This is a genomic window from Xanthobacter albus, assembly GCF_043194895.2.
Lineage (GTDB): Bacteria > Pseudomonadota > Alphaproteobacteria > Rhizobiales > Xanthobacteraceae > Xanthobacter.
Genome location: NZ_CM195532.1, coordinates 993,527 through 1,008,711, shown reverse-complemented (window position 1 = coordinate 1,008,711; position 15,185 = coordinate 993,527). Strand labels below are relative to the sequence as shown.

The window sequence follows — 15,185 nt, the reverse complement described above, 5'->3', positions numbered from 1 at the left end:
CTCAATAATCTGGAGCGATTTCCGCGCGCGGAAACCACTCTGGTTCGCAATCAAGATCGACAGGGAAGGAAACGCCTGATGAAACACGTTCTGAGCGCCGCGGTGGCAGCCGCCGTCATGCTCTCGCCGCTCGCCGCGGATGCCCATGGGCCCACCCGCAAGAAGGTGACGGAGACCGTGGAAATCGCCGCGCCGGCCGAGAAGGTGTGGGCCGCCATCGGCAATTTCCAGGACATGAGCTGGCATCCGGTGATCGGCGCCACCGTCGGCCAGGGCGGCAATGCGGTCGATGCCACCCGCAAGCTCACCCTCAAGGGCGGGGGCACCATCGACGAGGTGCTCTACAAGTTCGAGCCCGAGAAGAAGAGCTATTCCTACCGCATCACCGACGTGGACGTGAAAGTGCTGCCGGTGACCAACTATTCCTCCACCATCACGGTGGAACCCATTGATGCCACCCACTCCAAGGTGGAGTGGAAGGGCGCCTTCTATCGCGGCTATCCCAACAACGACCCGCCGCCGGAGCTGAGCGACGAGGCGGCGGTGACCGCCGTCACCGGCGTCTACCGCGCCGGCCTCGACGCCCTGAAGGCGAAGCTGGAGAAGGGGCCTTCGTGATGCGGCCAGGCGCGCGCATGGGGACTGTGCGCGCGGGAGTTGCACGCATGGCATTTGCGCGCGCCGTATTTGCCCGTGTCGTATTTGCCCTCGCCGCCGTCTGCGCCGCCGGGGCGAGCCTGCCAGCGCTGGCCGAGGAGGCCTTCATCACCGAGCAGCCGGCCAACCGGGTGGCGGTGGTGGACCTTTCCCAAGCCGGCGCCGGCGGTGGCAAGGTCAAGGCGCAGATCCCGGTGCCGGGCGAGCCGGCCGGCATCGCCGTCACCCGCGACGGGCGACGCGCCTATGTCACGAGCCCGAACGACAAGGCGGTCACGGTCATCGATGCCGCAAGCCGGCAGGTGCTGGCGCGCTGGCCGGTGGGCGGCGGGCCGCTCGGCATCGCTGTGGGCCCGGCGGGCGCGCCGGTGTTCGTCGCCGACTGGTATGCCAAGCGCCTGCTGGTGATCGACCCCGACGCGCCCGACCGGCCGCGGGAGGCGCAGACCGGCGCCTCGCCCTCGGGTGTGGCGGTGACGCCGGACGGCGCCTTCGTCCTCACCGCCGACCGCGACGACGATACCGTCTCGGTGATCGACACGCAGAGCCTCAAGCGGGTGGCGGTCATTCCCGTGGGCACCCGCCCGTTCGGCGTCACCATCGATGCGCAGGGGCGGCGCGCCTACACCGCCAACGTGGGCTCCAACGACGTTTCGGTGATCGACCTTCCCGCCCGGCGGGTGGTGGCGACGGTAAAGGTGGGCGAGCGGCCCTACGGCGTCGCCCTCGCGCGCGGGCGCGCCTTCGTCACCAACCAGTATGCGGGCTCGGTCAGCGTGCTCGACCTGGAGACCTTGCGGGAGCTCGTCCGCATCGGCGTCGGCGACTATCCCGAGGGCATCGACACCAGCGGCGACGGCAGCCGCGTCTATGTGGCGAACTGGTTCGACAACTCGCTCTCGGTCATCGATACCGAGACGCTGAAGGCCGTGGCGACCCTGCCCCTGGGCGACGGGCCGCGCGCCTTCGGGGCCTTCATCCGGCGGGGCAAGTGATCCGACGCCGGGAGCAACGGGGACACCGGGCCGATTCGGGGGAGGCCCGCCTGATGCCGGTCGAAGACCGGGGACGGTGGCTTGCAAAGGTGGGGAACCCGGCGATGTCGCCGGGTTCGGTCTTGCGCGTGCTTCCGGCTCAGGCCTGGAAGGGGTGCTTCACCGCGTCGCGCTTCTCGGTGGCTTCCTTGGCGGTCGGCTCGCCCTTCACCGCCCGCGCCAGCGCAAGCTTGGTCGCCTCGTAGTTGTACGACTGGATCTTGGCGTCGTCCGCCGCCTCCCAGTGGATGAACACGCCAACGCAGATGTAGAGGTCGTCCGCCTCTTCCAGCGGGATGATCCCTTCCGCCACCGCGTCCTGCACCGCCTTCGCAACGCCATGCTGCGCCGGCCCGAACATCTGAACCGCCTGGCGCGCGTCCTTGATGGTCACCTTGTTGAACATCACCGTGTTCGGCTTGCACTGAAGGTTCGGCGCGATCACCGCCAGCAGCGAGGTGAACCCGTCCTTGTTGTTGGTCAGGCTGGTGCAGAAGGCGGTCTCCGCCGCGCTGCCGCGCGGACCGATCAGAAGGTCGATGTGCGCAACCTCGTTGCCATCGCCCACCAGTGCCTCGCCAACCAGAACCTTGTCGATCTTGGCCATTGGTCTCGTCCTCCCAGATATTCGCCGGGTGATGACCGCATGCCGCGCCACGCGGCACCTGAAACACCCGGCAGGGGACGACCGCCTCCGGTTTCTCGCGGATAGCGGTCGGCTGCCGCATACCCTTGTTTCAGCGCCCGCTCAAATCAGGCCGGTTCACCGGATAGCGCCGCGAAGCTACCTCAGCTCCGCAGTAGCGGCAAGACGAACGGGGCCCGACGCGCGGTCCCCCGGCGGAGGCGGAGGCGTGATGGTAGGTCGTTCCAGGCTTTCCAACCCCGGAATACCCTTGGCGCCACAGATTTCGCTGCGGCGCACAATGAGCTTTTCACGGGCAAGGAAATGCGATTAACCTCAACACCGGCTTCGAGGGAAAGGCCGCGGCGCATTCATGGCGAATGCTTCACGGGGCCTCGCCACGAAGCCGGGCTGCGGGCGCCGCCGGGCGGTCCAGCGTCTCGGGAGCGACAACGACAGGACGGCAGAACCCGGAACAAGGGTGAAGGACACCGTTCATGTTCATCGTGCTTTATGCCTGCCTCATCAGCGCCCCGGCCACCTGCCGGGAGGAGCACCTCAGCTATTCCATGGAGGCCGCGGCGCCCATGGCGTGCATGATGACCTCCCAGGCCACCATCGCGGAATGGTCGCAGTCGCACCCGCAATGGCGGGTCGGCCGCTGGAAGTGCGTGCCGGCGGACCGCCTCTCCCACGAGATCTGAGGCCCTCGGCCGGCGCCGGGCGGGACCCCGGCTCGAACGCCGCGCGGGCGCGCGCCAACGGCCCGCAAGCCACGCGCATGGGCTCCTGGCGTGAGCCCCTCCCCTTGCGTCGCGCGGGTGCCGCTCCCATCCTCAAGGCCGACGCCGCGCACGCGCGGATGAACGGCGGACGAGGGACGGACGACGCGATGAACCATCTGAAGACGGTGATCCTGCTGGCGGGCCTCACCGCCCTGTTCATGGTGGTGGGCTTCGTGCTCGGCGGGCGGAGCGGCATGCTGATCGCGTTCGTGGTCGCGGCGGCCATGAACCTGTTCAGCTACTGGAACTCCGACAAGATGGTGCTGCGCATGTACGGCGCCCGGCAGGTGGACGAGGCCGCCGCCCCCGAGTTCGTGGGCATGGTGCGGGAGCTGGCGCAGCGCGCCGGCCTGCCCATGCCGAAGGTCTACATCATGGACAACCCGCAGCCGAACGCCTTCGCCACCGGCCGCAACCCGCAGAACGCCGCCGTGGCCGCCACCACCGGCCTGCTGCAGATGCTGACGCGTGAGGAGATCGCCGGCGTGATGGCCCATGAGCTCGCGCACATCAAGCACTACGACACCCTCACCATGACCATGACCGCAACCGTCGCCGGCGCCATTTCCATGCTGGCGAACGTCGGCCTGCTGTTCGGCGGCGGGAACCGGGGGAACAACTCCAACCCCTTCGGCGCCATCGGCACCATTCTCATGGTGGTGCTGGCGCCGCTCGCGGCCATGGTGGTGCAGATGGCCATCTCCCGCTCGCGCGAGTACGAGGCGGACCGGGGCGGCGCCGAGATCTGCGGCCGCCCCATGGCGCTGGCCGCCGCGCTCGCCCGCATCTCCGGGGAGGCCCACCACGTGCCCAATGAGGAGGCCGAGGCCAACCCCGCCACGGCGCACATGTTCATCATCAACCCCCTCTCCGGGGCGCGGATGGACAATCTCTTCTCCACCCATCCGGCCACCGAGAACCGCATCGCCGCCCTGCGGGAGCTGGCGGGCCGCATGGGCCCGCCGCCGCGTGCGGCGTGGGACCAGGCCGCCGGCCGGGCGCCGGGAGCGCCTTCGGGCAACGCGTCGTCCGGCACCTCGTCCGGCCCCTGGGGCGGCGGCACGCCCCGGCGGGGGCCTTGGGGCTGAAGGCGCGCGACCGCCGCCAAGGCCGCCCCCATAAGCGGGAGGCGGGGCCGGACGGAGGCGAGACGCGGGCCGGCGGCGAGATTTCCTGTCGACGGCGGACGCGGCGCGCTGACAGGGCGGCGCCCGCCCGATAGCCTGCGGCCATGACCTCCGCACCCGCCAACGCCCGCGCCCAAGCCGACGCGCTCCGAACCGACACGCACGACGTCGAAACGTCCCCGGCCGACAGCTCCCAGGCTGCCACTTCCCAGGCTGCCACGTCCCTGGTCGCCACGTCCCAGGCCGACGCATCGGAAGCGGAGGCGCCCCGAAGCGACACGGCGGCGGCCGATGGACCGCAGGCCGCCGCGCCCGAGACGCACGGCGCCGCTGCGGGCGATGAGCCCCCCGGCGTGCGCGAGGCCCCGGCGCGGTTCACGACCGGCACGCCCGCCGCGCCGCGCGCGGAGCCCGCCCGCGCCGACGAAGGCCGCGTCACGCCCATGATGGCGCAGTACATGGAGATCAAGGCGGCGCATCCGGACAGCCTGCTCTTCTACCGGATGGGCGATTTCTACGAGCTGTTCTTCGCCGATGCCGAACACGCCTCGCAGGCGCTGGGCATCGTGCTCACCAAGCGCGGCCGGCACCTGGGGGAGGACATCCCCATGTGCGGCGTGCCCATCGAGCGTTCAGAAGAATACCTGCACAAGCTCATCGCGCGCGGTTTCCGGGTGGCGGTGTGCGAGCAGATGGAGGACCCCGCCCTCGCCAAGAAGCGCGGGCCCAAGAGCGTGGTGCGGCGCGACGTGACGCGCCTCGTCACCCCCGGCACCCTCACCGAGGATTCTCTGCTCGACGCCCGGCGCGAGAACGTGCTCGCCGCCGTCGCCCGCACCCGCGCCGGTACCGCGGCCGACGACTTCGCCTATGCCCTCGCCTTCACCGACATGTCCACCGGCGCATTCCGCGTGGCCGCCAGCAGCCGGGAGGCGCTCGGCGCCGACCTCGCCCGCGTGGAGCCGGCGGAGATCCTCGTCTCCGACGCCCTGCTCGACGATGCCGAGCTCAGCGCCCTGCTGCGCGAGTTCCCGGCGGTGACGCCCCTGCCGCGCCAGAGCTTCGACGGCGCGGGCGCGGAAAAGCGCCTCGCCGATTTCTTTGGCGTCGCCGCCCTCGACGCCTTCGGCGCCTTCACCCGGCCGGAGCTGATCGCCGCCGCCGCCGTGGTGGCCTATGTGGAGCGCACCCAGCTCGGCGCCCGCCCGGCCCTCGCCCGGCCGGTGAAGGAGGCGGCCGGCGGCATCATGCTCATCGATGCCGGTACCCGCGCCAACCTGGAGTTGGTGAAGACCACCTCGGGCGAGCGGCGCGGCTCCCTGCTCGGCGCCATCGACCGCACGGTGACGGCCGCCGGGGCGCGTCTCATCGCCCGCCGCATCGCCGAGCCGCTGACCGACCTCGCCGCCATCCGCGACCGCCACGACGCCCTCGGCTTCCTGCTGGACGAAGGCGAGCTGCGCCGCGCCGTGCGCGCGCGCCTCTCGGCCGCGCCCGACATGGCCCGCGCCCTCTCCCGCATCGCCCTCGGCCGGGGCGGCCCGCGCGACCTCGCCGCCGTGCGCGACGGCCTTGAGGGGGCGCTTGATCTCGCCGCCCTGTTCGCCCTCCCCCCGCCGGCCGACATCGCGCGCGCGGCGGCGACGCTCGCTGCCGTCTCCCGCGCGCTGGCGGGCGAGCTGGCCGCGGCGCTGGCCGACGAACTGCCCCCCTACCGGCGCGACGGCGGCTTCGTGCGGCCCGGCTACGACGCCGAGCTCGATGCCACCCGCGCCCTGCGCGACGAGAGCCGCCGCGTGGTGGCCGCGCTGGAGCGGCGCTACGCCGAGGAAACCGGCGTCAAATCCCTGAAGATCAAGCACAATGCGGTGCTCGGCTATTTCGTGGAGGTGACGGCGCAGAATGCCGACCGCCTGCGCGAGCCGCCCCACGCCAGCGTGTTTGTGCACCGCCAGACCATGGCCGGCGCCATGCGCTTCTCCTCCGTGGAGCTGGGCGAGCTGGAGAGCCGCATCGCCAGCGCGGGCGAGCGGGCCTTGGGGCTGGAGCAGGCGGTGTTCGACCGCCTGTGCGCCGCCGTGGTGGAGGCCGCCCCCGCCATCCGCGAGGCGGCAGAGGCGCTCGCCGAGCTGGACGTGACCTCCGCCCTCGCCGAGCTGGCCGCCACCGAGCGCCACGTGCGCCCGCACATGGAGGAGGGCCCGGCCTTCGCCATCTCCGGCGGCCGCCACCCGGTGGTGGAGCAGGCGCTGGCGCAGTCCCGCGCCACCGGCGCCTTCGTGCCCAACGATTGCGACCTCTCCCCGCCGGAGGGCGAGAGCTGCGGGCGCATCGTGCTCGTCACCGGGCCGAACATGGCCGGCAAGTCCACCTTCCTGCGGCAGAACGCGCTCATCGCCGTGATGGCCCAGGCCGGCGCCTTCGTGCCGGCGCGGGAGGCGCGCATCGGCATCGTGGACCGGCTGTTCTCCCGCGTGGGGGCGGCCGACGATCTCGCGCGCGGGCGCTCCACCTTCATGGTGGAGATGGTGGAGACCGCCGCCATCCTGAACCAGGCCACCGCGCGCTCGCTGGTGATCCTCGACGAGATCGGCCGCGGCACCGCCACCTTCGACGGCATGTCCATCGCCTGGGCGAGCCTGGAGCACCTGCACGAGGTGAACCGCTGCCGCGCCCTGTTCGCCACCCATTTCCACGAGCTCACCGCTCTGTCGCAACGCTGCCGGCGGCTCGTCAACGCCACCGTAAAGGTGGCCGAGTGGAACGGCGACGTGATCTTCCTGCATGAGGTGGTGGCCGGCGCGGCCGATCGTTCCTACGGCATCCAGGTGGCCAAGCTCGCCGGCCTGCCGGAGGCCGTCATCACCCGCGCCAAGACGGTGCTGGCGGAACTGGAGGCGGCCGAGCGCGCCTCCCCGGTCCAGCGCATGGTGGACGACCTGCCCCTGTTCGCCGCCACCCGGCCGCGCCCCGCCGCCGCGTCGGCGCAAGCCGCCGGACCCGACCTTCTGGGCGAGGCCCTCGACGGCCTCGACCCCGACGACATCTCCCCGCGCGAGGCCCTCGACGCCCTCTACCGCCTCAAGGGCCTGCGCCAATCCGCAGGATGAGCCGCGCATGAGCGCGGCGGCCGGCCGCGCGCCGAATGGAGTGGCGCGACAGGCGGCCCCTAGGTAGAAGTGACGATTCAGAGATTTGGGATCCCCACAGGGGAGCAAATCAGATTCAACGCCGATTTTTGAGGATCGGCGATGGATTGCGATGCGCGTCGTAACGACCAATGGAAACGGATCTTCTGACACGTGGTTTCCGAGATCGGCGCTTGCGACCAGTCCTATCTTGACTGGCTGAGCTACTGGGCCATGATGACACTCGCTCAGGCCGAGCTGTACCGCCCCTTCCGGTTTTGCGGAAACGATCTCACGTTTTGTTTCGAGCATGAGGACTGGCACTTGAACTCTTAGAGCGTGTCGTCCGGAGTCGCGCACAAGCCGATCGCCGGTACGATGCACTTCAAGCGCGTGAGGGATCACAGATGAGCCGTGTTGATCAGCTGCAAGGCATCCGTTGGCCACTAGGCGACGGCGAGCTGGGACGCATCCGCTATCCAGAGATAGCCCCGATTCTGGCCGGGCGAGAGGAGGCAGAATGAACACTCTGAAGTCGTTGTTTTCCCACCGTGATCCCGTCGCTGTAGAAGCTCCACCACCGCAGCCGGAAGCTCACGCGACCTTTGGCTTTAATCGCTATGTCTCGCTGGGTTGCAACTGCGAGGTCGGATTCCAGATCAAGCGTGTCTGTAGGCGGACGGAATCGGGCTTTTTCACCTGGAACATCACGGAACCCGGTACGCTCGTCACTTTGCTCGAACGTGATTTCGACGGAGTGCTCCAGGCTGAGAACCTGTCGGTGCATACCGGCGGCCATCTGGTGCGCGATGCGTCACATGCTCACATGGTGCATCACGAGTTCGACCCGATCGCGTTTCGGGATGCGCCGGATTTCGAAGAAAAACTGACTAGACTGCAGGACAAGTTCGCGCATTTTGTCCGAAAATTCCGCGAGAACGCCGCGACTCCAGGTAGAACTGCATACTTCTATAAAAATACGCTCAGTGATGCGCGGGGATTCGCAATCAGGATTCACACTCTACTCCAGGGGTATCACGCTGGGACACCGTTCGAACTGATCGTGCTCCAGACCGCCGAGCATTCTGAAGCCGACTGGGGCCTGCCAGGGATCCGTAATCGCTACCTGAAGCGCTTCGCGCCCTATGACGACACCCCTGATGCCCATGTACCGTCCTGGGACGCCGTATTCCGCGAGTTTCCTCATTGCGAGCCGATGAATCTGGCAAACTACTGAACACAGGTTTTCACGAAGCCGGGCCACATGCTTCCGCCCTAAGACTTGCCGGTCGTGCGGAGGTAGCTCCAGCACTAATGCACTTATCGTCGCCTCCCGCGCGCGAATGGAGTGGCTCTACCGCGCGAAGGAAAAGGTCACGACCCCGAGTCGCCTGCCGCGCCCATGCGCGAATGGAGACGCCCACGCCAAGGCGGTGCTGACAAAGGCCGAGCCCCCCCTCCCTGGTCCAGCAATGGCGGACGACCCTGCTCCGGTTCGCAGCCGTCCGGCCGCACCCCGCCGAAACGCCGGCACAATCCGCCGCGCCCGACCTGCTGGGCGAGACCCTCGACGACATCTCCCCGCGCGCAGCCCCTGACCGCGCTCCACGGCCTCAAGCGCCTGCGCAGTGCCGCGAGGTGAAGCGCGGATATAAGGCGCACGGCGTGCCGGCGCCCCGCGCAAACGAAAATGCCCGAGGCAAGCCCCGGGCATCATCCTGTCTTGCATCGTTCCCCGCCCCTTACGGGCGCGGCGGATCACTCGCCGAACAGCGCCTGCTGCTCCGGCACGGGGGCTTCGCCCGCCCCGGCCTCGGCGGCATCTTCCGCCCGCTCGGCGCGGGTGCGGAAACGGCGGCGGCGGCGGGTCACGCGGCCTTCAGCCGCCTCCGCGTCCTCGGCGGCCGGCTCCTCCGGCTCCGCCTTCGGCTCGGCCCGCTCCTTGGTCACGGCCGGCGCACCGGTGATGAAGGCGGGCAGGCCGATCTCCTGATCCTCTTCCGCCCGCTCGGCGCGAGCGGCGCGCGGCGCCTCGGGCTCCTCGCTGCTGCTGTAGCGGCTGGCACGGGGCGCCCGCAGGGCCGGAGCGGGAGCAGGGGCAGCCTCGCTGGCCTCCTCGCGGCTCGCGCGGCCGGAGCGATACTCGCGGGGCTCCGCGCCCTCCTCGTCACGGTTGCGCCGATAGCCGGACTGCCGTCCCTCGCGGGTGGCGCGGGGCTCGCGAGGTTCACGCTGCTCACGAGGCTCGCGCTGTTCACGGGATTCGCGTTGCTCACGGGGTTCGCGCGCCTCGCGCGGTTCCCTGGGCTCCCGCGGCTCCCGGCCCTCCCGCGGCTCGCGGGCGGTGTAGGCCTGCTCCTGGCGGGGGTAGGGCTGGGGCGCATCCAGCGCGCCCACGTCGTCCATCATGTCGTCGTCGTCCAGGCCCTCGTCACGGTCGAAGCCGACCGGCGTGCCGAACTGGCCCTGGAGGGAGGCGATGAGGCGCAGATAGTGCTCGGCGTGCTGCAGATAGTTCTCCGCCGCCACCGGATCGCCCGAGGACTGTGCGTCGCGGGCGAGCTGCTGGTACTTCTCGGCGATGTGATGAGCGGTGCCGCGCACTTTCACGTCCGGCCCGTTCGACTCGTAGACCCGCGTCAGGGGATTAGAGCTGCGGCGGTTGTTTCGGCCGCGCATGCGCTTCTGCTGACCATTTCTCATCTGGATCGTCTCTACTCGCGCGGCGTGAAAACCGCCGTTGAATCCGGCGCGCCTCACCGTGGGATTCCATGATCCACGTGTGTCCGAAAATCGTGGTGTGCGAAAATCGGCGGCAGCGCCCGCATCTTTCACAGCAGGTGATGAACGTCTTCTTCATCGAGCCCCGCCTGCATCGGGCGCTCGCGCACATTCAGGTCGATAAAGGGGCCGGATTCCGTCCGCTTATCGAGCTCCATGCCCCCTGAACCCAGGAGGCCGCCCAAACCAGCACCGTCCGGCAAGAAACCAGGACACGTGCCCTTCGTGAAACAATCTTCCGCCGGTGCCCGCAGGAGCGCTGCACGTCTGCGCGCCACCACACAGATCCACCTTCAGCACCCGAAACTGCCTAGAAGCTTTCGGAAGCCGCACCCGCCGCTGCGGCAGGTGCCACGGTTCGATTCCTGTGAATGGACACTAACCAGTTCCCGCCCTTGTTCCAAGTGAATTTTTTCAGCCCCATCCCGGCGACCTTGGTCCCGTGCCCTCACGGCCGGCGCAGGACCAGGGCGCGCGGAATGCCGGCGAGATCGGGCCGCGCCGGCCCGGCCACGAGCAGACCCGCCCGAAGAGCGATGGCAGCCACGTCCGCCTCCTGCCCGGCACCCAGCTCCAGCACGGCGCCGCCGCCCGGCACGAGCAGGCGCGGCAGGTCCGCCGCGATGGCGCGATAGGCATCGAGCCCGTCCTCGCCGCCGTCGAGGGCCAGCACCGGATCGTGCAGGCGCACCTCCCGCGGCAGGCCCGCCATGGCCCGGTGCGTGATGTAGGGCGGGTTCGAGACCACGAGGTCGAAGCCGCCGGAAAGGCTCGCGCCCCAGTCGCCCACCACCACCGCGCAACGCGGGCCGACCCCGGCATGGGCGAGATTGTCGCGGGCGGCGCGGGCGGCGCCCTCGGCCCGGTCCACCGCCACCCCGAAGGCCGAGGGCCGCTCGCTCAGCAGCGCCGCCAGGATGGCGCCGGAGCCCGTGCCGAGATCGAGGATGCGCAAAGGCGCCGGCCGCTCGGGGAAGAAGGCGAGCGCCGCCTCCACCACGGTCTCCGTGTCCGGGCGTGGCACCAGGGTGTCCGGCGACAGCAGGAAATCGAGGCTCCAGAACTCACGGCGGCCGAGAATGCGCGCCACCGGCTCGCCGGCGATCCGCCGCAGCAGCAGCCCCATGGCCTCCCGCGCGGCGGCGGGCTGCACCGGCTCGTCGCGGCGCGCGATGAGGGCCTCCCGGCCGCAATGGAGCGCATGGGCCAGCAGGATGCCCGCCTCGACATCCGGCGCCTCGACGCCGGATACCGAAAGCTCCGCGGCCATCTGGCGGCGCAGGGCGATCACCGTGAACGGCGGGTCAGCAATCATGGCGCGCGAACTCGAGACAGGAAGCGGTCCGATCCCGCGTGATTTAGAACAATTCTCACGTTTCGTCAGCAGCCGCCAGCAACGCGGCGTGGTGCTCGGTCAGCAGGGCGTCGATGATCTCGTCGAGCGCCATGCCCGCCATCACCTCCTCCAGCTTGTAGAGGGTGAGGTTGATACGATGGTCGGTGACGCGGCCCTGTGGAAAATTATAGGTGCGGATGCGCTCCGAGCGGTCTCCCGAGCCCACCTGGCCCTTGCGTTCGGCGGCGCGGCCGGCGGCGGCGCGGGTGCGCTCCTCGTCCAGCAGGCGCGCGCGCAGCAGCGCCATGGCGCGGGCCTTGTTGCGGTGCTGGGAGCGCTCGTCCTGCACCACCACCACGGTGTTCGTGGGCAGGTGGGTGATGCGCACCGCGCTCTCGGTCTTGTTCACGTGCTGGCCGCCGGCGCCCTGGGCGCGGAACACATCGATGCGCAGCTCCGCCTCGTTGATGTCCACGTCCACCTCCTCCGCCTCGGGGAGGACGGCAACGGTGGCGGCCGAGGTGTGGATGCGCCCGCCGCTCTCGGTCTCCGGCACCCGCTGCACCCGGTGCACGCCGCTCTCGAACTTGAGCCGCGCATAGGCGCCGCGGCCATGCACGGCGGCGACGATCTCCTTGTAACCGCCCATGGTGCCCTCGCTCTCGGAGAGCACCTCCACGCTCCAGCCTTTCTCGGCCGCATAGCGCGTGTACATGCGATAGAGATCGCCGGCGAACAAGGCGGCCTCGTCGCCGCCGGTGCCGGCGCGCACCTCCAGGATGACGCCGCGCTCGTCCATGGCGTCCTTGGGCAGGAGCGCGAGCCGCACCTCGTGGGTCAGCTCCTCGATGCGCGCCTCCAGCCGCTCCACCTCGCTCTCCGCAAGGGCGCGCATCTCCGGGTCGGAGGCGGCATCCGCCAGCAGCTCGCGCGCGCCTTCGAGATCATGCTCGGCGCCCTTCAGGGCGCTCACCTGCTCCACCACCGGGGAGAGTTCCGCGAACTCGCGCCCCAGCCGCACATATTCGTCGCCCTCCGCGCCGGAGGCGAGCGCGGCCTCGATCTCCGCATGGCGCGCGACCAGCTGGTCGAGCTTGGCGAGGGGCAGAGCGGAGGACATGGCGGGGTCGCGCTTTCAGGCAAGGGAAACCGGGGCGGAGAGGCGAGGCATCAGCCGGCCCCGCCGGAGCATTTTCCGCACCCGCTGGCGCGCGGCAATCGCTCCGGATGATCGGGATAACGCATTTTCTTCACACGAGCCTGCATTCGCTTCGTGTGAAGACGCCCTGAAGCGTTTCATTGCGTCCATGAAATCATGAAACGCTTCAGGGCCTTGAGTTTTCGCATTTTCTTCACGCGAACCGGTGTCCACCTCGCTCAAAAATGCCCTAGAGCGGCACGCCCGTGCTTTCGGCGAAGGCCTGCAGCGCGGGGCGGACATGGGACGCGCCGGCCCCGCCTTCCAGCAGCGGCAGCAGCACCCGGCGCGCCGCGCTCACGTCCAGTTCCAGCAAGGCCGCCTTCACCGGCCCCACCGCCGCCGGCGAGAGGGACAGCGAACGGTAGCCGAGCGCGGCAAGCGCGATCGCCTCCAGCGGCCGCGAGGCCAGCTCGCCGCACAGGGTGATGGGCTTGCCGGCGCGCGCGCCCGCCTCCGCCACCATGCGGAACGCACGCAGCGCCGCCGGCGAGAGCGGATCGAAGCGGTCGGCCACCCGCACGTTGGCGCGGTCGGCGGCGAACAGGAACTGCACCAGGTCGTTGGAACCCACCGAGAGGAAATCCGCGCGGGCGAGGATCTCGTCGAGCTGGAACAGGAGCGAGGGCACCTCCACCATGGCGCCCACGAACACCCGCTCCGGCAGGCCGTGGCCGTGCTTGCGCAGGTGGGTCAATTCGCGCTCCACGATGGCGCGGGCGGCGTCGAACTCCTCCACCGCCGCCACCATGGGGAACATGAGGCGCAGGTCGCGCCCGGCGCCGGCGCGCAGCAGCGCGCGCACCTGGCTGCGCAGCAGGCCGGGCCGGTCGAGCCCGAGGCGGATGGCGCGCCAGCCCAGGGCCGGGTTCTCCTCCTCCACCGTGCGCATGTAGGGCAGCACCTTGTCGCCGCCGATGTCGAGGGTGCGGAAGGTGACCGGGCGCTCGCCGGCGGCGTCCAGCACCGCGCGGTAGAGCTTCAATTGCTCCGAGATGCGCGGGAAGGCCGAGGCGATCATGAACTGCAATTCGGTGCGGAACAGGCCGATGCCCGCCGCCCCGGTCTCGGCGATGTGGGGCAGGTCCACCACCAGGCCGGCATTGAGGTGCAGCGCGATGTGCACCCCGTCCTTGGTCACCGAGGGGCGGGTGCGCAGGGCGGCGTACTGGGCCTGCCGGCGGGCGCGGAAGCGCACCTTCTCGGCATAGGCCTCCTCCACGTCGCCGGGCGGGCGCAGGTGCACCTCGCCCGCCTGCCCGTCCACGATCATGGGGTCGCCGGAATCGGCGAGGCCGGTGATGTTGTCCACCTGCCCCACCGCGGCGATGCCGAGCGCGCGGGCGACGATGGTGACATGGCTGGTGGTGCCGCCCTCCTCCAGCACGAGGCCGCGGATGCGGTCGCGGTCGTAGTCGAGCAGCGCCGCCGGGCTCATGTTGCGAGCGACGATGATGGCGTTCTCGGGCAGCGAATCGCGGTCCGGCCCCGGCGCGCGGCCGAGCAGCTCGCGCAGCAGGCGGTTGGCGAGGTCGTCGAGGTCGTGCAGGCGCTCGCGCAGATAGGGGTCGGAAGCGCGCATCATGCGGGCGCGGGTGTCCGACTGCACGCGCTCCACGGCGCCCTCGGCGGTGAGGCCGGAGAGCACGGCCTCGCGCATCTTGTGCATCCAGCCGCGGTCGTGGGCGAACATGCGATAGGCTTCGAGGATGTCGCGGTGCTCGCCGGCCTTGGCGAGGCCGTCGTCCTCCAGCATCTTGTCGATGGCGTGCCTGAGCTTGCCGATGGCGGCGTCGAGCCGCTGGGTCTCGCGCGGGACGTCGTCGGCGATGACGTTGGTCACGCGCACCCGGGGCTCGTGCAGCACCACGTGGCCGAGGCCGAGCGCATCGGCGAGGCTGACGCCCTTCAGGTGCAGCGGCCGGCGCACCGCCGGCTCGGCGCCGGGGCGGGCGAGGGCGGTGAGCTCGCCGGAGGCGATCATCTCCGCCAGCACCATGGCGGTGGTCTGGAGCGCCTCGATCTCTTCTTCGGTGTAGGTGCGCCGCGCCCGGTTCTGCACCACCAGCACGCCGAGCGTGTTGCCCGCGCGCAGGATCGGCACGCCAAGGAAGGAGTTGTAGATCTCCTCCCCCGTCTCCGGCCGGTAGGAGAATTCGGGATGAGACTGGGCGTCGGAGAGGGCGAGGGATTCGGCCTCGCGCGCCACATGGCCGACGAGGCCCTCGTCCACGCTCAGCACGGTCTGGTGCACGGCGTCGCGGTTCAGGCCCTCGGTCGCGTACAGCTCGAGGATCTGATCGACGCGCAGCACGTAGACCGAGCAGACCTCCGCGACCATGTTGGCGGCGATCAGCACCACGATCTTGTCGAGACGATCCTGCGCGCTGATCTGCTCCGCCATCACCTCGCGGAGGCGCCGAAGCAGCACACGGGGACCGCCGAGCGCGCCACGCATCGGCCGCATCCTTACATTGCCGCGGGTTTCACACCCGCGAGGCCACCAGCAGACAA

Annotated in this window: 11 protein-coding genes; 6 read left to right on the top strand and 5 right to left on the bottom strand. The window is 70.0% G+C overall.

Going from position 1 to position 15,185, the window contains the following annotated elements; all coding sequences use genetic code 11:
- Positions 1–78: 78 nt before the first annotated feature.
- Positions 79–618 (top strand): SRPBCC family protein, encoded by a 540-nt coding sequence (locus V5F75_RS04480; RefSeq protein ID WP_394033286.1) that lies wholly within the window; start codon positions 79–81, stop codon positions 616–618.
- A gap of 47 nt (positions 619–665) precedes the next feature.
- On the top strand, positions 666–1,652 hold the full coding sequence (locus V5F75_RS04475) for a YVTN family beta-propeller repeat protein (protein ID WP_394033285.1): 987 nt from the start codon (positions 666–668) through the stop codon (positions 1,650–1,652).
- A 139-nt stretch (positions 1,653–1,791) separates the two neighbouring features.
- Here the strand turns inward: V5F75_RS04475 and fae are convergent, their stop codons facing one another.
- Complete coding sequence (fae, locus tag V5F75_RS04470) at positions 1,792–2,298, bottom strand: formaldehyde-activating enzyme (protein ID WP_393987544.1); 507 nt, start codon at positions 2,296–2,298, stop codon at positions 1,792–1,794.
- A gap of 515 nt (positions 2,299–2,813) precedes the next feature.
- On the opposite strand from fae, the gene V5F75_RS04465 reads away from it, so the two are divergent.
- From V5F75_RS04465 to V5F75_RS04450, 4 genes are all read left to right on the top strand, one after another.
- Positions 2,814–3,020 (top strand): hypothetical protein, encoded by a 207-nt coding sequence (locus V5F75_RS04465; protein WP_394033284.1) that lies wholly within the window; start codon positions 2,814–2,816, stop codon positions 3,018–3,020.
- 188 nt (positions 3,021–3,208) lie between these two features.
- Positions 3,209–4,189: a zinc metalloprotease HtpX gene (gene htpX / locus V5F75_RS04460; protein WP_394033283.1), complete on the top strand. Its 981-nt coding sequence runs from the start codon at positions 3,209–3,211 to the stop codon at positions 4,187–4,189.
- Between the two features lie 482 nt (positions 4,190–4,671).
- The gene (mutS, locus tag V5F75_RS04455; protein ID WP_394033640.1) at positions 4,672–7,338 is read left to right on the top strand and encodes a DNA mismatch repair protein MutS; all 2,667 of its coding nucleotides are present in this window, start codon (positions 4,672–4,674) and stop codon (positions 7,336–7,338) included.
- 538 nt (positions 7,339–7,876) lie between these two features.
- Positions 7,877–8,593 carry a DUF1796 family putative cysteine peptidase gene (locus V5F75_RS04450; protein WP_394033282.1) on the top strand — a complete coding sequence of 239 codons (717 nt, stop codon included), beginning with the start codon at positions 7,877–7,879 and terminating at the stop codon, positions 8,591–8,593.
- 521 nt (positions 8,594–9,114) lie between these two features.
- Here the strand turns inward: V5F75_RS04450 and V5F75_RS04445 are convergent.
- The 4 genes from V5F75_RS04445 to ptsP form a co-directional block, all read right to left on the bottom strand.
- On the bottom strand, positions 9,115–10,035 hold the full coding sequence (locus V5F75_RS04445) for a DUF4167 domain-containing protein (protein ID WP_394033281.1): 921 nt from the start codon (positions 10,033–10,035) through the stop codon (positions 9,115–9,117).
- Positions 10,036–10,585: 550 nt separating this feature from the next.
- Entirely contained in the window at positions 10,586–11,452 is an 867-nt protein-coding gene (prmC, locus tag V5F75_RS04440; protein WP_394033280.1) for a peptide chain release factor N(5)-glutamine methyltransferase, read from the bottom strand.
- 55 nt (positions 11,453–11,507) lie between these two features.
- A complete protein-coding gene (gene prfA / locus V5F75_RS04435; RefSeq protein WP_394033279.1) occupies positions 11,508–12,593 on the bottom strand; it encodes a peptide chain release factor 1 in 1,086 nt (361 codons plus the stop codon).
- A gap of 268 nt (positions 12,594–12,861) precedes the next feature.
- Positions 12,862–15,129, bottom strand: a complete 2,268-nt coding sequence (ptsP, locus tag V5F75_RS04430) for a phosphoenolpyruvate--protein phosphotransferase (protein ID WP_394033278.1) — start codon at positions 15,127–15,129, stop codon at positions 12,862–12,864.
- Between the last annotated feature and the right edge of the window lie 56 nt (positions 15,130–15,185).

Coding starts and splice junctions, on each gene's coding strand:
- ptsP (WP_394033278.1), bottom strand. CDS start 15,129: ATGCGTGGCGCGCTCGGCGGTCCCCGTGTGCTGCTTCGGCGCCTCCGC.
- V5F75_RS04465 (WP_394033284.1), top strand. CDS start 2,814: ATGTTCATCGTGCTTTATGCCTGCCTCATCAGCGCCCCGGCCACCTGC.
- V5F75_RS04475 (WP_394033285.1), top strand. CDS start 666: ATGGCATTTGCGCGCGCCGTATTTGCCCGTGTCGTATTTGCCCTCGCC.
- prfA (WP_394033279.1), bottom strand. CDS start 12,593: ATGTCCTCCGCTCTGCCCCTCGCCAAGCTCGACCAGCTGGTCGCGCGC.
- fae (WP_393987544.1), bottom strand. CDS start 2,298: ATGGCCAAGATCGACAAGGTTCTGGTTGGCGAGGCACTGGTGGGCGAT.
- V5F75_RS04450 (WP_394033282.1), top strand. CDS start 7,877: ATGAACACTCTGAAGTCGTTGTTTTCCCACCGTGATCCCGTCGCTGTA.
- prmC (WP_394033280.1), bottom strand. CDS start 11,452: ATGATTGCTGACCCGCCGTTCACGGTGATCGCCCTGCGCCGCCAGATG.
- V5F75_RS04445 (WP_394033281.1), bottom strand. CDS start 10,035: ATGCGCGGCCGAAACAACCGCCGCAGCTCTAATCCCCTGACGCGGGTC.
- mutS (WP_394033640.1), top strand. CDS start 4,672: ATGATGGCGCAGTACATGGAGATCAAGGCGGCGCATCCGGACAGCCTG.
- htpX (WP_394033283.1), top strand. CDS start 3,209: ATGAACCATCTGAAGACGGTGATCCTGCTGGCGGGCCTCACCGCCCTG.
- V5F75_RS04480 (WP_394033286.1), top strand. CDS start 79: ATGAAACACGTTCTGAGCGCCGCGGTGGCAGCCGCCGTCATGCTCTCG.